We start from the raw sequence: 22,107 nt of genomic DNA on the forward strand, positions 1-22,107 counted from the left end.
CCGGGGTGGCGCGTGCGGCGGTACGGGCGCGTCAGACCTTCGACCACGGCGGCGGAAACAGCACGTCACCCTGGGGCGGAGGGGTCCCGCCGCTGGTGGCCGGTGGCAGGAGCAGCGCCTGCCACGGCTCGCCGAGGCCGGACCACGGGCTGGTCAGTCCCATCCGGTCGGCACGGGTGAACCCGAACCGGCGGTAGTAGGCAGGGTCGCCCAGCACCACCACCAGGCGTTCACCCAGTTCGGTGGCCGCGTCGAGGGCGGCCTGCACCACCGCCGCCCCCAGACCGATCCGCTGCCGGTGCGGGGCCACCGCGACCGGTCCCAGCGCCAGCGCCGGCGCCGCACCCCGCTCGGTGGTCACCCGCACCCTGGTGAGCAACGCGTAACCGACGATCTCGCCGCCGTACTCGGCCACCATCGCCAGTTCCGGGATCCAGGCGTCGTCGTCACGCAGCTCGTCGACCAGGCCCACCTCGGGCGGCGTGGCCACGTCGGGCCGGGCGAAGGCGGCGGCGAGCACCCGACGGATCGCACCGGTGTCGGCCGGTTGCTCGGGGCGTAACCGCAGCGTAGTCACGCCGGGGACGTTACCCGTCGTAGCCCGTCCATCCGCGACGGTCGCTCGAATCGGCGTGGCGTGACGTGGGCGTGCGCGTCAGCGTGGCCTGCGCGTCGGCGTGGCGTGGCGGGCGTGTCGGGCGGGGCCGGATCGGCCGTTGCCGGGATATCGGGCACACCGACGGGGTAAGACTGGTCTATGACACCCGTACGCTCCCTCGCCCGCGCCATGTTGAGCGGCATCTTCGTGGTCAGCGGAGCCCGCACCCTTGCCGACCCCGATCAGCTCGTCGCCGTCGCGAAGCCGGTCACGGACCGGGTGACCCCCCTACTGGAGAAGACCGCCCCCCGCATCCCCACCGACACCCGGACGCTGATCCGGGCCAACGCCGCCGTGCAGTTCGGCGCCGGCCTGATGCTGGCCACGGGGCGGTTCAGCCGCCCGGCCGCGCTGCTCCTCGCCGGCACGCTGGTGCCGGTCACCCTCGCCGGGCATCCCTTCTGGAGCCAGGACGACCCCGACTCGCGACGTGGTGACCAGGTTCACTTCCTCAAGAATCTGGGCCTCTTCGGGGGGTTGTTGCTCGCTGCGGCGGACACGGAGGGTAAACCCGGGCTACGCTGGCGAGCCGGGCACCGCATCGGCCACTCACGACGGTCGGTCCGCCGTGCCGTCCGCACCGCCCGCCGCGAGGCCCGCCTGGCCGTGCTGTCGGCTTCCACCGCCCGTCGGTTCCCGGGCTGAGCTGCGACGACTCGGCCCTGACCCCCGCCAAGGCCGCGAATCACCTGAACCGCACGGTAGGCGTTAACGTGGTGGAAATGTCAAGAAGCTGTGTGGGATCGGACACGGTCGCATAACGCGGGAGGCAGTGACGTGAGGCGCCGTTCTAGGCTCCGTACCGGACCTGGACGGATAGGACGAAGCTGGTACGGGGGTGGCCACACCATGCCGACGATCGTCGGTGGACGGGTGGACCGCCTCGCTCCGGTCCGCCGCGTGACGCGTGGAATCGATCGCAGGACAGTCGTACGGACCGGCATCGTGGCCGCCGTCGCCTTCGCCGCATGGCTCGCCATCGGCGCATTCGGGCGGCCGTACAACTTCTTCGACATGAAGATCTACCACGGCGCGGTGGTGTGGTGGGCGAGCGGTCACGAGTTGTACGAGTTCGTCGCGCCCGGCACCACCCTGGGCTTCACCTACCCGCCGTTCGCCGGGCTGGCCATGCTGCCCATGGCACACCTGCCGGTCGCCGGTGCCGGAATGGTCAACGCGCTGGCCAGCATCGCCGCTCTGGCCGTGGTGCTGGCCGGCCTGTTGCGCCCCGTCGTCGACCGGCTGGGCTGGCCGCTGTGGTTCACGACGGCGATCGCGACGCCACTCGCCGTCGCCATCGAGCCGAGCCGCGAGACCCTCGGGTTCGGCCAGGTCAACCTGCTGCTGTTCGCCCTGATCATCGCCGACCTGATCGGCCTGCGCTGGCGGTCCCGGCGCGGCACCCACCACGCCGACGGGGACGGACCGCTGCTGCGCTTCGTCTACGGCGGCGGCTGGGCGGGCGCGGGCATCGGCCTGGCCACCGCCGTGAAGCTGACCCCGGCCCTGTTCATCCTCTACCTGCTGGTCACCCGGCAGTGGCGGGCGGCCGGCGTCGCCGTCGGCACCACCATCGGCGTGACCCTCGGCAGCTTCGCCGTGGTGGGCGCCGAGTCCCGCGCGTACTTCGGTGGGGTGCTCTGGCAGACCGAGCGCGTCGGCGCGGCCGACATGACCCCCAACCAGTCGCTGGCCGGCCTGCTGGCCCGGCTCTACGACTCCATCGAGACGCCCGGACTGCTCTGGCTCGCCTTCTCGGTGCTCATTCTGGCCCTGGGCCTGTCCCGGGCCGCCAACTCCCACGCCGACGGCGACGAGCTGACCGCGTTCACGCTGGTCGGGCTCACCGCCAACGTCATCAGCCCGATCTCCTGGACGCACCACCTGGTCTGGGTGATCCCGGCGATCATCGTGCTCGCCGATGCCGCGGTGCGCCGCCGCGAGGCGAGCCGGGGCCTGGTTCTGCGCTCCGGCCAGGGCGGGTACGGGGGGCCGCCGGGCGTGGCCGGGCTACGCCCGCCGATCTGGTACCCGACGCTGACCGGGGCGCGGCACGGCCTCGCCGCCCTCGGTCTCTACCTGCTGTTCCTGATCTCGCCGATCTGGCCGTACGAGCACCAGCTCCCCGAGGTCTCCCACTACCAGGACGGCCTGTTCGGCGCGCTGATGGAGAACTCCCTGGCGCTGGCCCTGATCGTGCTGGTCGCCGCGCTGCCGTGGCGGCCGGGTGCCGAGCCGGCCTTCTACTCCGACCGGACGACCCGTATCGCCCTCCACCACCGCCGCTGACAGCGAAACGGGGTCAGGGGCAGTTGACCCACTCCTCGGTGCCGTCGGCGAACACCTGACGCTTCCAGATCGGCAGCCGCGCCTTCACCTCGTCGACCAGCCGGGCGCAGGCCGCGAACGCGGCGGCCCGGTGCGCCGTGCTGACCGCCGCCACCAGGGCCACGTCACCGATGGCCAGCGGGCCGACCCGGTGTGACACCGCGACCGCGTACACGTCGGGATCGGCGGCGATCTCAGCCGCCACCTCGTGCAGGATGCGCTCCGCGGTCGGGTGCCCCTCGTACTCCAGGCTGGTCACCGGGCGTCCGTGGTCGTGGTCGCGGACCACGCCCTGGAAGGACACCACCGCCCCGGCCCGCCGGTCGGCGACGGCCGCCTCGTGCGCCGCCAGGTCGAGCGGCGCGTCGGTGACCCGGCCGTACGTCGCGGCAGGTGCGGTCACCAGGCACGCTCCCCGGTCAGCAGCGGCAGGGGCACCACCGGCACCCGGTCGCCGGTTGCGCCGGACGTGCCCGGACGGATCACCGCGAAGCCGTCCGCGCCGGCCAGGCCGCGCAGCATCGCCGAGCCGACGTGCCGCACCCGGTGGGCGGTGCCGGCGACCCGGTCGAGGCGCACCAGGGCCAGGTGGGTGTGGTCGCCCCGCCCCGGCACCGGCTCGGCGAGGGTGGCGTGGGGAAGGACCGGCATCGTGCGCCCCGCCAGGCCGGCCAGCAGCGGGGCGACCAGCGAGACCAGGGCGACGACCGCGGACTGCGGGTTGCCGGGCAGCCCGGCCACGAACCGCACCCGGCCGTCCGCCCCGACCAGCCGGGCCAGCAGCATGGGGAATCCGGGACGCACGGCCACCGTGTTGACCACGTAGTCCGCCCCCAGCGCCTCCAGGGCGGGGTGCAGGTGGTCGACCGGGCCGTGCATCGTGCCGCCGGTGGTGCAGACCAGATCGGCGCCGGCCAGGGCGGTGCGCAGGGCCGCCACGTGGGCCGGGAGCGTGTCCGCCACCGGACCCACCACGTCGCCGGGGCGTACCTGGCAGCCGTAACGGCGCAGCCAGGCCGGAACCGACGGCCCGAGCGCGTCGCGCACCCGCCCCGCGCCGGGCGGGCCGGCGGTCAGCAGTTCGTCGCCGAAGACCAGCAGCGCCGCGCGGGGCGGGCGGCGCACCCGCAGGGTGTCGTGGCCGCAGGAGGCGGCCAGGCCGACCAGCGCCGGGTCGACGGGCGTGCCGGCGGGCAGCAGTTCCTCACCCGCGACCGCCTCCTCACCCGGTTCGCGCCACTCCGGCGCCGGGCGGGGCACGCCGTCGACCAGACCCTCCGGCGTACGCCGGGACTCCTCCACCCGCAGCACGGCGCTCGCGCCGGCCGGCACCATCGCGCCGGTGGCGATCTCGACGGTCGTGCCGTCCTCGGCGAGCGGGGCGGGGGTGGTGCCCGCGAGGACCCGACCCACGACCCGCCAGGGGCCGGCGCCCCGGACCGCCCAGCCGTCGACGCTGGACGTCGGGAAGGCCGGCAGGTCGGTGCGGGTGGTCAACGGCTCGGCGAGGGTGTGACCGTCGATCTCGGCCAGCGGCCGGGCGACGGCGGGAAGCGCGGCGGCCAGGCCGACCGCGTACACCCGGGACCGGGCCTCTTCCCAGCCGGCCGGAGGTGGCGCGGCGACCCGGCCGGCGGAGGCGGTTTCCGTGCTCACCAGACGAGCCTATCGGTGCGCGCGTCGGCCAGGCTCAGTGGTCGCCGCCGCGCAACTGGTCGACGGTGTGGGCGAGGATCGGACCCAGCACGGCGAGCCCGTCGCGGGCACCCCCGGACGAGCCGGGCAGGTTGACCACCAGGGTACGGCCGGCCACGCCGCTCAGCCCTCGGGACAGCACGGCGGTCGGCACCCGGTCACGGCTGTGCGCGCGCACCGCCTCGGCGATGCCGGGAATCTCGTAGTCCAGCACCGCGCGGGTGACGTCGGGGGTGCGGTCGGTGGGGGTCACGCCCGTGCCGCCGCTGGTGAGCACCACGTCGACTCCGTCGGCGACGGCGGCCCGCAGTGCCTGGCCGACCGGCTCGCCGTCGGGCACCACCACCGGGTCGTCGACCGTGCAGCCCAGCTCGCGCAACCCGGCGACAAGGAGCGGACCGCTGGTGTCGGCGTACACGCCGGCGGCGGCCCGGTTGGACGCCACCACCACCCGGGCCCGGATCACGGCCGGTCCTCCGGACGCTCCCACAGGCCGGTCCTGCCACCTTCCTTGCGCAGCACCCGGACGGCGTCGACGCTGGCGGCCGGGTCGACCGCCTTGACCATGTCGACCAGGGCCAGACCGGCGACCGCCACCGCGGTCAGCGCCTCCATCTCGACGCCCGTCCGGTCGGCGGTGCGGGCGGTGGCCGTGATCTCGACCGTGTCGGCGGTCAGGGTCAGGTCGACCGTGACGCCGTGCAGGGCGATCGGGTGGCAGAGCGGGATCAGGTCGGGGGTGCGCTTCGCGCCCATGATGCCGGCGAGCCGCCCGACGGCCAGCGCGTCGCCCTTCGGCAACCCGTCGCGGCGCAGCAGTTCGACCACCTCGACGGTGGTGCGCAGGCGACCCGCCGCCACCGCCGACCTGCCGGTCACCTGCTTCGCGGAGACATCGACCATGCGGGCCGCGCCCGCCGCGTCGACGTGGGTGAGCTGCCCGGATTCGGTCACGGGGGCGAGCCTACCGCCCGGGTCGGCGGGCGGCCGGCCCCGTCCGAGGAGTCGACCGGACCGGATCGGCACTCTCGATCGACGATGGGCCACCCATTCCGCCACGTGCACGAATACCGCGACGCGGCGATCTCGCGGATCGGTCTGTCGCCCCGCCGACTCCGCCCCGTACCTTGCGGTGGAAATTGTCGGCCGCACATCGCTCATCCGATCCGGCACGCGCATCCGCCGATCAATGGATGAACAATGCCTGGCCGAGCGGCAGACTGAGGGCCCGGAACTGCATGTGGCGCACGGCAGGAAGCAACATGCAGCGACCCGCGTACGCAACGACAGATTCCCAGAGCGCTCCGCACAGCCACGGGAGCGGAAAGTCATGAATAGCCGCCAAATTGGCTAATGTTGAATAATGTCACATTTATCCGTGCTTATTCCGTCTTCTCCAACTTAACCTGCATTCGCCACTGAAACAGCGTACGACCGGTGGCGAGGATGGCGCTCAGGTTGAGGGAGGCATGTCATGCGCGGCAACGACTGGAACTGACTGCACCCTGGGACGACAGACCTCCCAGCCGGTAGGCTTCGTACACTGCGCGGCCGGCACCGGGAGCGGTATGACACTTTCCCAGCGACGAGACAATGGGACCGATCGGCGGCTCAGGCTGCTAGTCGGTCTCGTCGTCGTTGCGGCTGCCGTCGTGGTCGTCGTTGCGGCCCACGCGGCCCTCACCTCTCCCCTCCCCACGCGGCTCACCGGGCCCACGGCGATGATCATGCTCACCTTCATGATCGCTGTCGGCACTCTCGTCAAGGCCCGCGTCCGGATCAGGTCGACGACCCACTCGATCAGCTGGAACGAGACGGCACTGGTCATCGCCCTGATACTGGCACCGACGCCGTGGGTCGTGCTGTGCACCGCGGTGGGGGTGGCGCTGGCGTCGCTTCAACTCCCGTTCATCAAGCTCGTCTTCGGGGTGGGGAAGAACGTCCTGATGGCCGCAGGTGCCGGGGCGACCCTCGCGGCGATCAGCGGGGACGGACCGGCCGGAGGCCCGTGGGACCTCGTCCCGCCGCTCGCGGTCATCTACCTGGTCGCCGTTCTCCTGGACGAGGCACTCGGCATCCCCGTCATCGCCCTTGCCTCGGGCACCCGGGTCTCCCAACAGTTCCGCAGCAACCTCGACCTGAGGCTGGCCGGCTACGCCGTGCGATTCGTCGTCGCGACCGGCACGCTGCTGATCCTGGAGGCCGATTCCCGGCTGCTGCTCGCCATTCCGCCACTCATGCTCAGCCTGCACCTGGCGTACACCGCCCGGATCAGGCAGCGCACCGAACAGCAGGCGTGGCAGCGACTCGCGCAGACCACGGACGCGCTCAACGTGGTCGAACTGGACGACGTCCTGACCACCGCCGTCACCCAGGCCGCCGAGCTGTTCTCCGCCGACGAGGTCGAGATCGAACTCCGCGACGGCGGTCGCACCGTCCGGGGTGGGGCCGGCGGCGTCATCGCGTACGACGGGCCTGCCGGCCCGCCGACGACAGTCTCCGGCGCCGTCGTCCCCGCCCGCCTCGAGGGGCACGACGAGTCCGTCGACGTGGGGGTGCTGCGGCTACGGTTCCACGGGCCGGTGCAGCTCTCCGAGCGGGAGCGGTACACCCTGCACACCTTCGCCTCCGCGCTGTGCACGGCGGTGCGCAACGCGCAGGCGTACGCGGAGCTGGCCCGGGTCGCCGAAGCCCACGCGTACGCCGCCGCCCACGACGCGCTGACCGGCCTGGCCAACCGGCGCCGGCTGCTCGACGAGGGCAACGAACAGCTCAGCAACCGGCACGCCGACGGGGTCACCGCCCTGGTGTTGATCGACCTCAATCACTTCAAGGAGGTCAACGACACGCTCGGGCACGCCGCGGGCGACCAGGTTCTGATCCAGGTCGCCGACCGGTTGCGCGACACCGCCCGCAACGGCGACCTGGTGGCCCGACTCGGTGGCGACGAGTTCGCCGTACTCCTGCGAGGTCTGCCGGCCCCGGCGGTCGCCGCGCCGCGCGCGGAGGCCCTGTTGACGGCCCTGCACGAACCGTTCGACATCGACGGCATGCGGATCAGCGTGGAGGCCAGCGGCGGCATCGCCACCGCACCGACCACCGGCGGCATGGCCGAACTGCTCCGCCGCGCGGACGTCGCCATGTACCAGGCCAAGCGCGCCGGGCAACGGATCTCGACGTACGCGTCGGCCCGCGACACCGCCGACCTGGGCCGGCTCACCCTCTGCGGCGACCTGCCCCGCGCCGTGGCCGACCACGAGTTCACCGTCAACTTCCAACCGATCGTGGACCTCGGCACCGGCGAGGTCACCGCCGCCGAGGCACTCGCCCGCTGGCACCACCCGCAACACGGCAGGATCGACCCGCTGCGTTTCCTGGAGGCCGTGGAGCGTTCCGGCCTGCTGCCCGCCTTCGCCGAGGCCATCCTCGACCAGGCCCTCGTCGCCGCCGGAAGCTGGCGCGACGCCGGCTTCGACGTGCCGGTGGCGGTCAACGTCTCCCCCCGCAGCCTGCTCGACGCCCGGTTCCCCGGCGCGGTGCTGGCCCGGCTGCGCGCCCACGACCTGCCCCCGGACCGCCTCGTGCTGGAGCTGACCGAGACCCTGACGCTCAGCCAACTCGACGTGGTGGACCAGGTGCTCAGCCAACTGCGTGACGCGGGCGTCCGGCTCGCCCTGGACGACTTCGGCACCGGATACTCCTCGCTCTCGCTGCTGTCCCGCATCCCCGTCCACGAGCTGAAGATCGACCGCAGCTTCGTGACAGCCATGGAGTCGTCCGCGGAGGCCGCCGCCGTCATCCGCTCCACCCTGGACCTCGGCCGCAGCCTCGGCCTCACCGTCGTCGCCGAGGGAGTGGAGCGGGAGGCCCAGCGCCGGGCCCTGTGGGAGTTGGGCTGCACCTCCGGCCAGGGTCACCTCTTCGCCCGCCCGGTGCCCGCCGGCACCCTGCTCGCCACCCTGCGCCGGGGCACCGGCGGCCGGCCGGGCACCCTCGCCGCCCCGCTGCACGACGCGGGCGCGGTCGTCCGGCTCACCCAGGGACGCCGTCAGGGTGGTCGCGCCGACCGCCACCTCCCCGCCTGACGGTCGACGACCGCCCAGCCCGCCCACGCCCCGACGGTGCGGTGGGCGAAGCCGGTGCCGCGTCTCCTCCCGTGAGGCAGGTCGGGCCAGGCCGGGCCGCCACCCGGGCACCCGTCAGGCCGGGCCCCGCCACCCGGGAACCGGCCGGCCGCACCAGCCACGGCGCGGGCGTCAGCCGCCCCCGACGTCGCCGTCTGCGACACTTGCGCCCGTGACCGCCCCCGCCACCCTCCGCCGCCCACGGTGGCGGCGCGTCGACACCGCTGCCGGCGGTCTCGCCCTCGACCTGGGCCTCTACGCGGTCTCGGCCGCCTTCGCGGCGGTCACCGCCGCCACCTCCACCCTGACGCCACACCGCGCCTGGGGCGCGATCGCCGCCGGTGGCTACCTCCTCGTCGCCCTGCTGGCCGCCGCTCAACTCCTCGCCCGACGGCGCGACCCCACCTCCGCGGTGGCCGGGCTGCGAGCCCGATGGACGGTCACGGCACTCGCCTGGACCGGCACCGCCCTGCTGCCACTGGTCGTGCAGAGCGTCCAGCGGGCCGCCGGTCGTACCGACCGGGCGCAGGAGGAGGTCCAGGTCGTCGAGGAGTCCGGCCGCCGCCTGGTGGAGACGGGCACCCCCTACCTGGGTCCGGACGCGATCGCCGCGCTGCCGCCCGGCGAGCAGCTGCTCGGATACACCCCGTACCAACCGGGGATGGCCCTGTTCGGCGTGCCCCGCGCGGTCGCCGACGGCTGGTGGACCGACTCCCGGGTGTGGTTCGCGCTCGGCACCGCGCTGGCGCTGGCCGTCGCGGTGCGTACCCTGCGCGACCGCCGCACCGCACCACCCGGAACGACCACGCCACCCGGAACGACCGCGCCGGGCGAGCACGCCGCGCCGCCCGAGGCCGCCGAGCGGCGCGACGCGGCGCTGCTGCGTGGCGTACAGGCCGCCACCGTGCTGCCGGTCTGTGCTCTCACCCTCGCCACCGGCGGCGACGACCTGCCCGTCCTCGCGCTCTGTCTGCTGGCCCTGGCCTTCGCCGCCGCCGGTCGACCCGGCCGATCCGGGATCGCCGTCGGCCTGGCCGGCGCGCTGAAGCTGTTCGCCTGGCCGGTCGCCCTCGTTTTGATCGGGTGGGGCCTGACCCGCCGGGCCGGCCTGCGGGTCGCCGCCGGTGCGCTCGGCATCCCCGTCGCCGTGCTCCTGCCCGTCCTGCTCGTCGACGGGGCAGCCCTCGTCGAGAACGTGCTGCGCTTCCCCCTCGGCCTCGGCCTGGTGGGCAGCCCCGCGCAGTCCCCCTTCCCCGGTCACCTGATCGCCACGGCGCTGCCCGCCGGTCGGGCCGTCGCCGCCGCGCTCCTCGTCGCGGCGGGGCTGGCCATCACCGTCCAGCTCGTCCGCCGTCCACCCCGCACCGCCGTCGCCGCCGCGCTGTTCTGCGGGTACGGGCTGCTCGCCGCGATCCTGCTGATGCCGTCGACCCGGTTCGGCTACCTGCTCTACCCGGTCGCGCTGCTGGTCTGGGCACCCGCACTCCGAGCCGCCGGTTCGGCGAACCGGCGGACGGAGGTCCCCGGCAGGGCGTACACCTGAGACATGACCTCCTACCGCGACCGCGCCGAGGCGGGGCAGGTCCTCGCCGACCGGCTGACCGCCCTGATCGGGCAGACGGACGTCGTCGTCCTGGGGCTGGTACGCGGCGGCGTGCCCGTCGCCCGCGTCGTCGCCGAGCGGCTCGACGTGCCGCTGGACGTGCTGGTCGTCCGCAAGCTCGGGATGCCCTCGGCCCCCGAGGTCGCGTTCGGGGCGCTGGGCCCGGACGGGGTGCGCGTGCTCAACGACATGGTGGCGAGCCAGCTCTCCCCCTCCGACATCGCCGACGTCCAGCGGCGGGAACAGGCCGAACTGGAACGGCGGGAGAAGCGCTACCGGGCCGGCCGTGCACCGCTCGACCTGTCCGGCCGTACGGCAGTGATCGTCGACGACGGGCTGGCCACGGGGGCCACCGCTCGCGCCGCCGTCCAGGTGGCCCGCCACCTCGGGGCCCGCCGGGTGGTGGTGGCCGTACCGGTGGGCGCCCAGCAGGCGTACGAGATGCTGGTCGCGGAGGCCGACCAGGTGGTCTGTGCGCAACGGCCGCCGGACTTCGGTGCCGTCGGGGCGTACTACGACGACTTCCACGAGGTTTCCGACGACGAGGTGACCGAGGCGCTGACCGCTACCGCGTGAGTGGACCGGGTACCGTCGGGTGATGAGCCTGACCTGTCCCAAGTGTCACGGAGAAATGCGCCAGTACGAACGCAGTGGCGTCGTCATCGACCAGTGCGGCGAGTGCCGCGGGATCTTCCTGGACCGGGGCGAGCTGGAGAAGCTGTTCGAGGCCGAGGCCAACTGGAACCGGCAGCACACCCCGGCTCCGGCCCCCGCCGGCCCGCCCGGCCAGCAGGGTGGCTACCCGCCGCCGCCTCCGCCACCGGCCCCGCACCAGCCGGGCTACGGCACGGTCCCCCCGCCCCCGCCGCCCGCGCACGGCTACCCGCCGGCCCCGGCGCCGGCCTACGGCGGCCACGGACAGCAGCACCACGGCTACCACGGGCACTACCGGCGCAAGAAGAAGCACAAGGGTTTCCTCGACGAGATGTTCGGCTGAGCCGCTCGGCCGGCGACCGGGGCCGCGACGACCGGCCCGGTCGCCGGCCGCGCTGCTACCGCGGCCACCTGGCGTAGCCGGCGCCGATGAACAACCTCGTCAGCAGGTGCGGCATTCCTGGCAGGTCAGACGATGGCCATGTCCACGAAGCGCGACAGGTGCAACTGGGCGGCGACCGTCACCGTGTCTGTCGGGCCGTTCCGGTGCTTGGCGACGATGAAGTCCGCCTCCCCGGCCCGGGGTGACTCCTTGTCGTAGTAGTCGTCGCGGTGCAGCAGGATGACAACGTCGGCATCCTGCTCGATCGAGTTGTGTGCGGCTATGCCGTTGGCGACGAAGTTGTGCTTGCCGAGGACCGTGGCATCGAAGACGTCCCGCTCGCCGATCGACTCGATGGAGACGATCTCGTCCCAGAAGATGTCGTTCGTAGCGTGCAGGTCCAGGTCGGCGGAGTCGAGGATCCGAGCGACACTCGCCAGCCGGGAGCGGCTGGGTGCATGTTTCCGGAGCGTGCTCCCGCAGAGCTGGATGCCGACTGCCTCGGCGGACTCGCGATGACTCATCCCTCTGTCGACGAGTACCTCGCGAACCCGGTCCCAGACTCCGCGCGGGACGGTGTCGACGTTCGTGGTGCTGCTCGTCAGCTCCAGAGCGGCGAGCAGCCGGTGACAGTTGGCCGATCGCTGGCCGTGCACGCCGATCTCACGCAGGAACCGCAGTTGGTCGTCCCGGCCGGAGACATCGAGCGTGTACTGCGGACGGTTCCTGGCCACCGGCACCGTCTTCAGGCGCGCGGTGATGCCGTACCTGAGCAGAAGGCGTGTGAGGTCCTCCAGCAGGCGGCGACTCGTGGAGGAGTAGTGGATTCGTCCGCCGCGCCCGGTCTTGTTGACGTGGACACACCCGGCTGTCGCCCACAGATGCCGGAGGAAGAGTGTGAGCTGCTTCTTGGGCAGGCCGAACACTGGCTGTGGCACGAACTTCTCATGCGACCTGAGGCCGAACAGGCCGAACCCGTCGAGCCACTTCGCGATCGGGTTCCGTCGACCCCGGGCGAGCCGCTGGGGAGCGGGAAGCCTGAGGGTCGTCACCCGGGCGGTGGCGTGGTCGTCCGGGCGGCGTGGTCGTCCCGGGCGGCGTGGTCGTCCCGGGCGGCGTGGTCGTCCCGGGCGGCGTGGTCGTCCCGGGCGGCGTGGTCGTCCCGGGCGGCGGTGATGCCGAAATGCTCGGCAGCCTCGGCCACCGCCTGCAGGTTCGCCTCGTCGACGCTGGCGTAGCGAACGGGCTGCCGACGGACGAACGATCCGGCACCCAGCAGATGTGCCAGGAGCACCACTTCAGCCTCGGCCATGGGTCTGACGGCCAATGGCGACGGCAGGTGCCGAGGCGCCGCGAGACGAGTGCCGGGGGTCAACTCTCCGAGCGGCAGCCAGCCCGCGAAGGTGAGGAAGGGATGGTTCGTCGTCGCCTCGATCTGCTTACCCGAGGCCAGAGTCATGCGGAACACCTCCCGGTGGCCGCTCGGGAAGACGTGCGTCAGTGTTCTGGGGACGTAGCGCAGGCTCTCGTCCAGGGCCCACACAGGTACGTCTCTCGCACCTTCGGCCAGGAGTTGGCCGAGGGTCACCTCGGAGTTGTCGTCAGCCCGAACGAGCCTTGTCCCCGCCACCAGGCACCCTGATTCCCGCAGATCGGACAACTGGGGTCGCTTGTCGGTGCGTTGCTCCGGGCCACGGTTCAGCTGACTGACCGCGATGACCGGGCACTCGACCTCCTTGGCGAGCAGCTTCAGGCCCCGGGACAGGTCCGCGACCTCCTGCTGGCGGCTCTCGGTGCGCTTGGGCGAGGTCATCAGCTGGAGGTAGTCGACGACGATCAGCTTGAGGTCGTGCCGCTGCTTGAGCCGGCGGGCCTTCGCCCGGATCTCCATCAGGTTCATGCTCGGTGTGTCGTCCACGAACAGTGGAGCCTCGCTGATCTCGCCCATGCAGCGGGCGAGCTTCGTCCAGTCGTCGTCGGAGAGCTGCCCGCTGCGCAGCACGTGCAGGGGCACGCGGGCCTCGGCGGAGAGCAACCGCATGACGATCTCCACCTTGCTCATTTCGAGGGAGAAGATCGCTGCCGCCTGGTTCGCCCGGATCGCGGCGTTTCTGGCGAAGTCCATGCTCGCCGTCGACTTACCGAGACCCGGGCGGCCCGCCACGATGATGAGCTGCCCGGCGTGCAGGCCGTTGAGCAACCGGTCGAGGTCGGTGAAGCCGGTCGGCACGCCGGTCATCATGCCGCCCTGGGCACCGACGGCCTCGATCTCGTCCAGCGTGGGTTGCAGCATGTCGGCGAGGACGGCGAAGTCCTCGCTGACCCGGCGTTCGGTGACGTCGTACACGGCCTGCTGGGCGAGGTCGACGACGTCGTCGACGTCCCGGGGGCCGCCGCCCGAGGTGCCGTAGCCGAGCTGCACGATCCGGGTGCCCGCCTCCACGAGGCGGCGCAGCACGGCCCGCTCGCTGACGATCCGCGCATAGTAGGCGGCGTTGGCGGCGGTGGGCACGCTGGCGATCAGGGTGTGCAGGTAGGGCGCCCCGCCGATCCGGGCCAGGTCACCGCTGTCGGTCAGGGCCGCGGCGACGGTGATCGGGTCGGCGGGCTCGCCTCGGCCGTAGATGTCCAGGATCGTGTCGAAGACAGTGGCGTGCACCGGCCGGTAGAAGTCGTTGGTCTTGAGGATCTCGACGACGTCGGCGATCGCGTCCTTCGACAGCAGCATGCCGCCCAGGACGCACTGCTCGGCGGCGACGTCCTGCGGCGGGGTCTTGTCGAACTGACCGTCGCGGGGGGTGGGCGGCTGTCCACCGCCGGCCCGCGAGTCAGCCCGCATGTCATCGGTGACCGACACCGGGCCCCCCTCCACTGCGTCGGATCGGTCCGGGCACACCGCCCGGGTGGGACAACTCCGTCCGGCCGTCGCGCGGTCGGGGGTCACCACCCGGTAGGCCGAGGGGTAACCATACGGAACCCGAGGTCAGGGCTTCAACAAGGACGGTGGACAAGCCTCGGGACAACCTGTGGACGACTGTGCACAGGCATGTGCGCAGCCTGTGCACAGGCTGTGGAAAACCGCTGGGGAATTCGAGCGATCAAGCCGCTGAGCTGCGGGGATGTACCCCACACGCTGTGGACGGATATTCGTCGGGGCCGACCGGCCCGGTTTTCCCGTACTATCTACCGCAAACGGCTACACCTGGACAGCGGATTGCACTTTCGGTTGAGAAGGGTCACGCTCCGGCCGTGAGTTACCGGGACTGGGGGCGCGGAGAGGACGGTCCGCGCCCGCGACGGTCGACCGCCCCCTGGGAGGATCCCGATCCGTCCCCGGTCGACGACGAGCCCGCCGAACGCTTTCGCACTCCCAGCCGCCGGCGGGCGATCGAGCGTGGCCAGGATGAGCCGGTCGACGAGTACCTGCCGCGCTGGGCCCTGGAGTCGGGCGTCCGGAGCGCCGACGGCGGCGGTCGGCACGCCGCGCCGGACGATGACGATGACGACCTCCGCGGCCGACCCCGCTACGGCGGGCGAGGTGCCGTCGAGGCGGCGAATGGGCTGCGACGGGTTGGCGAGACGAGGTGGCGGGAACTGCCCGCGATCGGCGCGGCCCCCGAATCCGACCACACCCGCGAGTGGACTCTCGACCGTCCCCAGGAGCAGGGCTACGTGGGTAGCCGCCGGGCGGACGACGACGATCCCGTCTCCGGGGTGGCCCCGCGCAGTCGGCCGCGCCGTCAGGCGTCCCGTCGTCCCCAGGTGACCTGGTCGGGCCTGGACGACGGCGCGGCTGCCGCGGATCGACGGACGCCGGAGGTGGAGCGGCCCACCCGCCGCAGCCGTCGGGCGGGTGCCGAGGAGGAGTCGCAGGCCGCGCCGGCCGACTCGTGGGCACGGGCGCTCCCGGCCGAGTCGGAGGCGGACCTGTGGCGGCGGACCGGGGAGCCCCGCCCGGTATCGCCCGAACCGGAAGCGGACCCCTGGGCTGCGGGGGGAGCCCGGGCCCTTTCGTCGCGCCCGGAGGCCGAACCGTGGCGGCCCGCCCGGAAACCCTGGGCCGTCGCGCCGGAAACGGCCTTCGGGGAGGACCGGGCGGCGGAACCCGAGCCCCGGTACCGCCCTGCCGTGGATCCCTGGGAGCGGTCGGCCGAACCGAGGGCGATCTCGTCGCGGCCCGAGGTCGACCCGTGGGACGCCTCCGGGGTGCACACCTGGCAGTCGGCCGACGGGGCGGACCGGTGGGACCGCTCGACGGCGGCCGACCGGTGGGACCAGCCCGACAGCACGGGGCAGTGGGACCGGCCCGACAGCACCGACCGGTGGGACCGGCCCGACAGCACGGGGCAGTGGGACCAGCCCGGCAGCACCGGGCGGTGGGACCAGCCCGACAGCGCCGGGCGGTGGCACCGGTACAGCGACGGCGGTGTCGGGGGCGGCAGGTGGGAGGGGTCGGAGCCGCCGCGTTCGGGCGGCGGGTCGGGCACCGGCGACTGGTCGTGGTCGGGTCGGGACGAATCCGACGGGGAGTTCTGGTCCGGGACCCGCCTCGCGGGCGACGATCCACGCTGGGTCGACGCGCCGTCGAGCGCGCCGCGTTCACCTGCGGTGTCGTACTCGGCACCCCGGCCGCATCCGGCGCCACGCCGCTCTGCCGCACCGGTTCCGGCCGCACGGGATGCCAGCATGGCGGCGGTACGGCGACGGCTCGACGCCGCGGGGGCGGGTGGATGGAACCGTCGTCTCGAGGACGACCTGCTCGACCCGGATGAGGGCGGTCCGTGGCGACCGCTGCTGTACACCGCGGCGTGCTACGTGCTGCCCGCGATGGTGGTCTTCGTCTGGCTGCTCACCCTCGACGGGCAGGCACCTGCGGGCTGTGTGACCGACATCAGCGGCGGCGGTTGCGAGTCGCCACGGACGCGGGCGTTCGGATCGATGCTGGCGGGGCTGCCCCGATTCGGGCTGGCGATGGCGAGCAGCCTGGTGGTGGCGGTGTTGCTGCGCCGGGTGGGGACGGCTTGGCGGTCGACCACGGTGGCGCTCGCGGCGGCGGTGGTCGGTGGGGGAATGTCCACAGTGATGATCAGTGCCGTCACGGGCCAACCGATCGGCTGACATCCGGCAGGCGGACCCTCATCGCCCGCTTGGATGCCCGGCCTCGCCGGCCGGGTCCGTCTGATCGGCTTGCAGATGACGAATGCGACAGGGCCCGCACCGGTGATTCGGTGCGGGCCCTGTCGTGGTGTTTGCTGGCGGTGTCAGCCCTGAACGACGTGAAGGTCGAACTTGGCGGTCACCTCGGGGTGCAGCTTGATCCGCACCGGGTAGGAGCCGATCGACTTGATGTGACCGGGCACCTCCAGCCGACGGCGGTCGAGGGTCGGGCCGCCGGCGGCCTTGACGGCGTCGACGATCTCGGCCGGGGTGACCGAGCCGAAGAGCCGACCACCGTCGCCGGCGCGGGCCTTCAGGTTGACCTTGAGACCTTCGAGCTGGTCCTTGACCTCGGTGGCGTGGCCCAGGTCGCGGATCTCGCGGGCCGAGCGGGCCCGCTTGATGACCGTGACCTGCTTTTCCGCGCCCTTGGTCCAGGCGATCGCGAAGCCCTGCGGCAGCAGGTAGTTACGGCCGAAGCCGTCCTTCACCTCGACGATGTCGCCGGGGGCACCGAGACCGGAAACTTCCTGGGTCAGGATGATCTTCATGTCGGTGCCTCCTCTCAGCGGGCCGTCGCCGTGTACGGCAGGAGCGCCATCTCACGGGCGTTCTTGACCGCACGGGCGATCTGCCGCTGCTGCTGCGAGGTCACGCCGGTCACCCGGCGAGCGCGGATCTTGCCGCGGTCGGAGATGAACTTGCGCAGCAGCGCGGTGTCCTTGTAGTCGATGTAGGTGATCCCGTCCTTGTCGAGCGGGTTCACCTTCTTCTTCGGCTTGCGAAGTGCCGCAGCCTTGGCCATTGCTCGTGCTCCTGGTTTGCGATCGCGGGCGCTCGGCGCCATTAGAACGGAGGCTCCTCATCAAAGTTTCCGCCACCCGAACGGGAGGGGGCCGGGGCCGCAGAGGCCCAGGGGTCGTCGAAGTTGCCTCCGCCGCCGCCCTGGCCACCACCGCCACCACCACCGAAGCCGCCGCCACCGCCACCGGAGCGGGACATCTTCTGCACCTTCGCCGTGGCGTAGCGCAGCGACGGGCCGATCTCGTCGACCTCAAGCTCGATGACGGTGCGCTTCTCGCCCTCGCGGGTCTCGTAGGACCGCTGCTTGAGCCGGCCCGACACGATCACCCGGGCGCCACGCTGCAGCGACTCGGCGACGTGTTCGGCGGCCTGCCGCCAGACGGTGCACGAGAGGAACAACGGCTCGCCGTCCTTCCACTCGCCGGACGCCTTGTCCATGAACCGGGGCGTCGAAGCGACCCGGAACTTGGCGACCGCAGCCCCGGAGGGGGTGAACCGCAACTCGGGGTCATCGGTCAGGTTGCCGATGACCGTGATGGTGGTGTCTCCTGCCATGACCAACTCCTCGCGCGCTCATCAGTTCTGCCGTACAGGTTCTCAGAACCCTCCGACAGCCCAGACGAGGCTGATCCGGGTGGAACCGGGGGTGGGAATGCTCAGCGCATCTCCGGCCGAAGGACCTTGGTGCGCAGCACCGACTCGTTGAGTCGCAGCTGACGGTCCAGCTCGGCCACCGCAGCAGGCGTCGCCTGCAGGTCGATGACGGCGTAGATGCCCTCAGCCTTCTTGTTGATCTCGTACGCGAGGCGCCGGCGGCCCCACACGTCGGTCTTCTCCACCGAGCCACCCGCGGTCCGGATCACGTTCAGGTACGTGTCGAGCGACGGGGCGACGGTGCGCTCCTCGAGGCTGGGGTCGAGGATCACCATGATCTCGTAATGACGCAAGACGTGCTCACCTCCTGTGGGCTAAGCGGCCACGGTCCTTCCGTGGCAGGAGGTCGTGCGTCGTGGCCCGTCCCGCACCGGGGGAACCCGGCCGGGTGCGGACAACCGGACCAGGATACCCGGTCCGGACGATCATCTCCGGGCAGGTCGTGCCCACCGGGCCGGCGGAAGGACAAGAGCCCGGCGCGAACGAGGGCCCGGCGCGGACAAGAACCCGGCGCGAACGAGAGCCCGGCGCGAACGAGGGCCCGGCCGACGTCGCTGTCGGCGCGGGCCCTCGTCACGAGGCCGCGGGGCGTCCCGTCCGCATTCCTTGGGTGGGACCTGGGGAGGAACGACCACACCGATGAGGTTGGACCGGAGACGCCCCGCGGAGCTTTATGGTGTTGTTACCCGACGTTACATCGGAACTTGGTGCTTCAGTGAGTAAAGCAGAGAATTTCCGACAAATTTCTCGTTCCCCAGGTGCCGGGCGGACCGGAGCGCCGGCTCGTCCGAAACGCCGACCGTCGATCCCACCCGGTACAACGAAGCCCCGCCCACCGGGTGACGCCGACGCTCCGACGCGGGCGGTGGGGGCACCCCGGCTGTCGGGCCGGCGACGTAGGCTCGCCTGCATGCGTATCGGAGCCCACGTCGATCCGACCGACCCGTTGACGGAGGCGACCGCCCGAGCGGCCGACGCCGTCCAGTTCTTCCTCTCCGACCCGCAGGGGTGGAAGGCGCCCGCCCCGCGCGAGGACGCCGCCCGGCTGCGGGCCGCCGAGGTCGAGCTGTACGTGCATGCTCCGTACGTCATCAACGTCGCCACCACGAACAACCGGATCCGGATCCCGAGCCGCAAGCTGCTCCTCGGCCATGCCAGGGCGGCGGCCGAGATCGGTGCCCGCGGCCTGATCGTCCACGGCGGCCACGTGAACGCCGGGGACGACCCGGCGGTGGGCTTCGACAACTGGCGTAAGACCTTCGCGTACGCGGCGGACTCGGGCGGTTTCGGGGTTCCGGTCCTGATCGAGAACACCGCTGGTGGGGACAATGCCTGCGCCCGGCGGCTCGACTCCCTCGCCCGACTGTGGGACGCCGTCGGCGAGTACGAGGTCGGCTTCTGTCTGGACACCTGCCACGCCCACGCCGGCGGGGAGGAGCTGCTCGGCCTGGTGGACCGCGTGAAGGCGATCACCGGCCGGGTCGACCTGGTGCACGCCAACAACTCGAAGGACGCCTTCAACTCGGGTCGGGACCGCCACGACAACCTCGGCGGCGGCACCATCGACCCGGAGCTGCTGGTGGCGGTCGTCCGGGCCGCCGACGCCCCCGTGATCGTCGAGACGCCGGGTGGCGTCGACGGGCAGGGGGTCGACATCGCCTTCCTCCGCTCCCAGCTCGGTGAGGAGCACACGCCGCTCGGTGAGGAGCACACGCCGGCATGACGACCGACCAGTCCGCCACCGGCGGTCCGCACCCGTCCCGTCCCGAGCCGACGACCGGACAGCGGCCGACCGGCCCGTCCGGAACCGGGGCCACCGGCGACGCCGGCTCCGCGGCGACCGGCGGTGCGACCCGCGACGCCGGCTCCGCGGCGACCGGCGGTGCGACCCGCGACGCCGGCTCCGCGGCGACCGGCGGTGCGAGTACCGACACGGCCGGGACAGCCGAGGCCACCGTCACCGGCACCACGACCGGTGGCGGCAGGACCGACGTGCAGGATGCCGGTAGCGCGACGGCCGACGCCCCGAAGACCGGTGCGGCCGGGCCGAACACGGTCGACCCCACCGGCCCGAAGACCGGTGGCGGGGACACCGACAGCGGGGGCACCGACAGCGGGGGCACCGGCGCGAAGCCCGGCGAGACCACGGAGCGTGCGAAGGCCGACGCTTCGAAGTCCGACGGCGGTAGGGCGGAGGGCGGTGACGCCGCGGCGAAGGGCGACACCGGGGGCGGCGGTGGCCCCGCCGGGCAGGGCGCGGGCGGCACCACGGCCGACCCGTGGGCCGCCTTCGCGCCCGTCCCCGACACTGCCCCGACGCGCCTCGGCCGAGTGGTCCGCCGGGTCGGCCGGGTCGTCGGTCACGAGTGGACCCTCGCCGCCCTGGCCTCGCTGGCCCTCGCCGTCCTGCTGACCTGGCCCACGCTGCGCTATCCGCAGTACACGCTGCCGCAGGACTACTGGGACCCGAGCCTCCAGGCCTGGCAGATGGCCTGGTCGGGGCACATCCTGCTGACCAACCCGGCCCAGTTGTGGCACGCCAACACGTTCTATCCCGAGCAGTGGAGCTTCGCCTTCTCCGACACCCTGCTCGGGTACGCCCCGGCGGGCATGATCGGCACCGGCCCCGAGGCCGCGATCCTCCGTTACAACATCATGTTCGTGCTGGCCCACGCGTTGGCGACGTTCGGGGCGTACGCGCTGGCCCGGCAACTCGGCGCGGGCCGGATCGGCGCGGCGGTGGCCGGGGTCAGCTTCACGTACGCGCCCTGGATGCTGGCGCAGGCGGGCCACCTGCACGTGGTGTCCAACGGCGGCATCCCCCTCGCGTTGGCGATGCTGGCACGCGGTCACGGGTGGTCGTTGCGGCACGGCTACCGCCCGGAACGCCGCCGGGTCGGCTGGGTCTACGCGGGTTGGTTGACGGCGGCGTGGCAGCTCAGTCTCGGCTTCGGCATCGGGCTGCCGTTCGCGTACGTGCTCGCCGGCACGGTCCTCGTCGCGGCCGTCACCTGGTACGCCAAGCGGATCCGGGGCCCCCGTCGGCCCTTCGGACGGCCCCTGTTCGTGGCCGACCTGATCGGCGGGCTGGTCTTCGCCGGGGTCGGCGCGCTCATGGCGATCCCGTACTTCAAGGTCGCGGAACTGCATCCGCACGCCGAGCGGAGCATCGGCGACATCTCGATCTTCTCGCCGCCGGCAGGCGGGTTCTTCACCGCGCCCGCCGAGTCCCGGGTGTGGGGCAGCCTCCACGAGGGGGCCCGGGCGGTGCTGCCCTGGCATCCGGAGATGACGCTCCTGCCGGGCTTCGTGCTCTACGCCCTCGCCGCGGGCGGGCTGTTCTTCTCCGTGTGGCGGGTCCGCCACCGGCTGGTGCTGCTCGCCGGGGTGCTGGTGGCGATGATCCTGGCGATGGGCACCCAGTTCTTCGACGGCACCTTCACCTACGTGCCGTTGTTCGAGCACCTGCCCGGTTGGAACGGCATCCGCACCCCGGGCCGGCTGATGCTGTGGGCGACCCTGCTACTGGGGGTGCTGGCCGCAGGCGCCGTCAGCGCTTTCGCCGCCCGGGTGCGGGAGATCTCGGCCGAGCGGATCCCCTCCTGGCCGAGCCCGTGGCTGCGGCTGGCCACCCTGCTCCCGCTGCTGCTGGTGGTGGTGGAGGGCTTGAACACCACGCCGCACCCGGTGGTGCCGCCGCAGCCCGCCGTGATGCGGACCCTGGAGGGGCCGCTGCTGGTGCTGCCGACCAGCCAGAACCACGACCAGCCGGCGATGCTCTGGTCGACGAGCCGGTTCCAGGACATGGTGAACGGCGGCAGCGGGTTCACGCCGCTGCTGCTGGAGGACGTCCGCCGGGTGACGATCGCCTTCCCCGACCGCACCTCCGTCGAGTACCTGCGCACGCTGGGCGTGCGGACCGTGGTGATGATGCGCGACCAGGTCGCGGGCACCCCGTGGGAGGTCGGCATCCACGCGCCGGTGAACGGCCTGGACATCACCCGCGAGGAGTACGGCCGGGCGGTGATCTTCCACCTCTGAGGGGGAA

19 protein-coding genes and 1 pseudogene are annotated in these 22,107 nt (G+C 72.6%); 9 read left to right on the plus strand and 11 right to left on the minus strand.

Annotated elements, in window-relative coordinates:
- Nucleotides 1-31 precede the first annotated feature (31 nt).
- The gene (locus tag GA0070616_RS12460) at nucleotides 32-577 is read right to left on the minus strand and encodes a GNAT family N-acetyltransferase (RefSeq protein WP_091081243.1); all 546 of its coding nucleotides are present in this window, start codon (nucleotides 575-577) and stop codon (nucleotides 32-34) included.
- Between the two features lie 180 nt (nucleotides 578-757).
- Here GA0070616_RS12460 and GA0070616_RS12465 point away from each other — a divergent pair, with 180 nt between their 5' ends.
- Together GA0070616_RS12465 and GA0070616_RS12470 are read left to right on the plus strand one after the other, a co-directional pair.
- Nucleotides 758-1,303, plus strand: a complete 546-nt coding sequence (locus GA0070616_RS12465; protein ID WP_091081246.1) for a DoxX family protein — start codon at nucleotides 758-760, stop codon at nucleotides 1,301-1,303.
- 204 nt (nucleotides 1,304-1,507) lie between these two features.
- The gene (locus GA0070616_RS12470) at nucleotides 1,508-2,947 is read left to right on the plus strand and encodes a glycosyltransferase 87 family protein (protein WP_091081248.1); all 1,440 of its coding nucleotides are present in this window, start codon (nucleotides 1,508-1,510) and stop codon (nucleotides 2,945-2,947) included.
- Nucleotides 2,948-2,960: 13 nt separating this feature from the next.
- On the opposite strand, the gene GA0070616_RS12475 is transcribed toward GA0070616_RS12470, so the two are convergent.
- From GA0070616_RS12475 to moaC, 4 genes are read right to left on the minus strand one after another with little or no spacing between them, the layout of a single operon-like run.
- Nucleotides 2,961-3,389 carry a molybdenum cofactor biosynthesis protein MoaE gene (locus GA0070616_RS12475; protein ID WP_091081251.1) on the minus strand — a complete coding sequence of 143 codons (429 nt, stop codon included), beginning with the start codon at nucleotides 3,387-3,389 and terminating at the stop codon, nucleotides 2,961-2,963.
- Nucleotides 3,386-4,642: a molybdopterin molybdotransferase MoeA gene (locus GA0070616_RS12480; RefSeq protein WP_091081254.1), complete on the minus strand. Its 1,257-nt coding sequence runs from the start codon at nucleotides 4,640-4,642 to the stop codon at nucleotides 3,386-3,388. Before GA0070616_RS12480 ends, GA0070616_RS12475 begins: the two co-directional genes overlap by 4 nt.
- A gap of 34 nt (nucleotides 4,643-4,676) precedes the next feature.
- On the minus strand, nucleotides 4,677-5,147 hold the full coding sequence (locus GA0070616_RS12485) for a MogA/MoaB family molybdenum cofactor biosynthesis protein (protein WP_091081256.1): 471 nt from the start codon (nucleotides 5,145-5,147) through the stop codon (nucleotides 4,677-4,679).
- On the minus strand, nucleotides 5,144-5,635 hold the full coding sequence (gene moaC, locus GA0070616_RS12490; protein ID WP_091090607.1) for a cyclic pyranopterin monophosphate synthase MoaC: 492 nt from the start codon (nucleotides 5,633-5,635) through the stop codon (nucleotides 5,144-5,146). Before moaC ends, GA0070616_RS12485 begins: the two co-directional genes overlap by 4 nt.
- Before the next feature lie 614 nt (nucleotides 5,636-6,249).
- Here moaC and GA0070616_RS12495 point away from each other — a divergent pair.
- The 4 genes from GA0070616_RS12495 (at nucleotide 6,250) to GA0070616_RS12510 (ending at nucleotide 11,405) form a co-directional block, all read left to right on the plus strand.
- On the plus strand, nucleotides 6,250-8,766 hold the full coding sequence (locus GA0070616_RS12495; protein WP_091081258.1) for a putative bifunctional diguanylate cyclase/phosphodiesterase: 2,517 nt from the start codon (nucleotides 6,250-6,252) through the stop codon (nucleotides 8,764-8,766).
- Between the two features lie 211 nt (nucleotides 8,767-8,977).
- Complete coding sequence (locus GA0070616_RS12500; protein WP_091081260.1) at nucleotides 8,978-10,348, plus strand: glycosyltransferase 87 family protein; 1,371 nt, start codon at nucleotides 8,978-8,980, stop codon at nucleotides 10,346-10,348.
- A 3-nt stretch (nucleotides 10,349-10,351) separates the two neighbouring features.
- Complete coding sequence (locus GA0070616_RS12505; RefSeq protein ID WP_091081263.1) at nucleotides 10,352-10,984, plus strand: phosphoribosyltransferase; 633 nt, start codon at nucleotides 10,352-10,354, stop codon at nucleotides 10,982-10,984.
- A gap of 19 nt (nucleotides 10,985-11,003) precedes the next feature.
- A complete protein-coding gene (locus GA0070616_RS12510; protein WP_091081266.1) occupies nucleotides 11,004-11,405 on the plus strand; it encodes a TFIIB-type zinc ribbon-containing protein in 402 nt (133 codons plus the stop codon).
- A gap of 125 nt (nucleotides 11,406-11,530) precedes the next feature.
- Here GA0070616_RS12510 and GA0070616_RS28765 read toward each other — a convergent pair.
- Nucleotides 11,531-12,415, minus strand: a pseudogene (locus tag GA0070616_RS28765) (LAGLIDADG family homing endonuclease); the annotation flags it as partial.
- Between the two features lie 77 nt (nucleotides 12,416-12,492).
- On the minus strand, nucleotides 12,493-14,283 hold the full coding sequence (locus GA0070616_RS12515) for a replicative DNA helicase (RefSeq protein ID WP_425412994.1): 1,791 nt from the start codon (nucleotides 14,281-14,283) through the stop codon (nucleotides 12,493-12,495).
- A 410-nt stretch (nucleotides 14,284-14,693) separates the two neighbouring features.
- Here GA0070616_RS12515 and GA0070616_RS12520 point away from each other — a divergent pair, with 410 nt between their 5' ends.
- Entirely contained in the window at nucleotides 14,694-16,562 is a 1,869-nt protein-coding gene (locus GA0070616_RS12520; protein ID WP_091081269.1) for a hypothetical protein, read from the plus strand.
- 143 nt (nucleotides 16,563-16,705) lie between these two features.
- Here the strand turns inward: GA0070616_RS12520 and rplI are convergent, their stop codons facing one another.
- From rplI to rpsF, 4 genes are all read right to left on the minus strand, one after another.
- The gene (rplI, locus tag GA0070616_RS12525) at nucleotides 16,706-17,152 is read right to left on the minus strand and encodes a 50S ribosomal protein L9 (protein WP_091081272.1); all 447 of its coding nucleotides are present in this window, start codon (nucleotides 17,150-17,152) and stop codon (nucleotides 16,706-16,708) included.
- A 14-nt stretch (nucleotides 17,153-17,166) separates the two neighbouring features.
- Nucleotides 17,167-17,406, minus strand: coding sequence for a 30S ribosomal protein S18 (rpsR, locus tag GA0070616_RS12530; protein ID WP_007073789.1), 240 nt, complete (start codon nucleotides 17,404-17,406; stop codon nucleotides 17,167-17,169).
- Between the two features lie 41 nt (nucleotides 17,407-17,447).
- Nucleotides 17,448-17,960, minus strand: a complete 513-nt coding sequence (locus tag GA0070616_RS12535; RefSeq protein WP_091081274.1) for a single-stranded DNA-binding protein — start codon at nucleotides 17,958-17,960, stop codon at nucleotides 17,448-17,450.
- A 101-nt stretch (nucleotides 17,961-18,061) separates the two neighbouring features.
- Entirely contained in the window at nucleotides 18,062-18,352 is a 291-nt protein-coding gene (gene rpsF / locus GA0070616_RS12540) for a 30S ribosomal protein S6 (protein ID WP_091081277.1), read from the minus strand.
- Nucleotides 18,353-18,969: 617 nt separating this feature from the next.
- On the opposite strand from rpsF, the gene GA0070616_RS12545 reads away from it, so the two are divergent.
- Both GA0070616_RS12545 and GA0070616_RS12550 read left to right on the plus strand, forming a co-directional pair.
- Entirely contained in the window at nucleotides 18,970-19,782 is an 813-nt protein-coding gene (locus GA0070616_RS12545; protein ID WP_091081279.1) for a deoxyribonuclease IV, read from the plus strand.
- Nucleotides 19,779-22,100, plus strand: coding sequence for a hypothetical protein (locus GA0070616_RS12550; protein WP_091081282.1), 2,322 nt, complete (start codon nucleotides 19,779-19,781; stop codon nucleotides 22,098-22,100). Before GA0070616_RS12545 ends, GA0070616_RS12550 begins: the two co-directional genes overlap by 4 nt.
- Nucleotides 22,101-22,107 lie beyond the last annotated feature (7 nt).

The organism is Micromonospora nigra, assembly GCF_900091585.1.
GTDB classification, from domain to species: Bacteria; Actinomycetota; Actinomycetes; order Mycobacteriales; family Micromonosporaceae; genus Micromonospora; species Micromonospora nigra.

Excerpts from the sequence above, each read along its gene's own strand:
- GA0070616_RS12465 (WP_091081246.1), top strand. The coding sequence starts at position 758 with ATGACACCCGTACGCTCCCTCGCCCGCGCCATGTTGAGCGGCATCTTC.
- rpsR (WP_007073789.1), bottom strand. The coding sequence starts at position 17,406 with ATGGCCAAGGCTGCGGCACTTCGCAAGCCGAAGAAGAAGGTGAACCCG.
- GA0070616_RS12550 (WP_091081282.1), top strand. The coding sequence starts at position 19,779 with ATGACGACCGACCAGTCCGCCACCGGCGGTCCGCACCCGTCCCGTCCC.
- rplI (WP_091081272.1), bottom strand. The coding sequence starts at position 17,152 with ATGAAGATCATCCTGACCCAGGAAGTTTCCGGTCTCGGTGCCCCCGGC.
- GA0070616_RS12505 (WP_091081263.1), top strand. The coding sequence starts at position 10,352 with ATGACCTCCTACCGCGACCGCGCCGAGGCGGGGCAGGTCCTCGCCGAC.
- GA0070616_RS12535 (WP_091081274.1), bottom strand. The coding sequence starts at position 17,960 with ATGGCAGGAGACACCACCATCACGGTCATCGGCAACCTGACCGATGAC.
- GA0070616_RS12495 (WP_091081258.1), top strand. The coding sequence starts at position 6,250 with ATGACACTTTCCCAGCGACGAGACAATGGGACCGATCGGCGGCTCAGG.
- GA0070616_RS12515 (WP_425412994.1), bottom strand. The coding sequence starts at position 14,283 with ATGCGGGCTGACTCGCGGGCCGGCGGTGGACAGCCGCCCACCCCCCGC.
- GA0070616_RS12545 (WP_091081279.1), top strand. The coding sequence starts at position 18,970 with ATGCGTATCGGAGCCCACGTCGATCCGACCGACCCGTTGACGGAGGCG.
- GA0070616_RS12470 (WP_091081248.1), top strand. The coding sequence starts at position 1,508 with ATGCCGACGATCGTCGGTGGACGGGTGGACCGCCTCGCTCCGGTCCGC.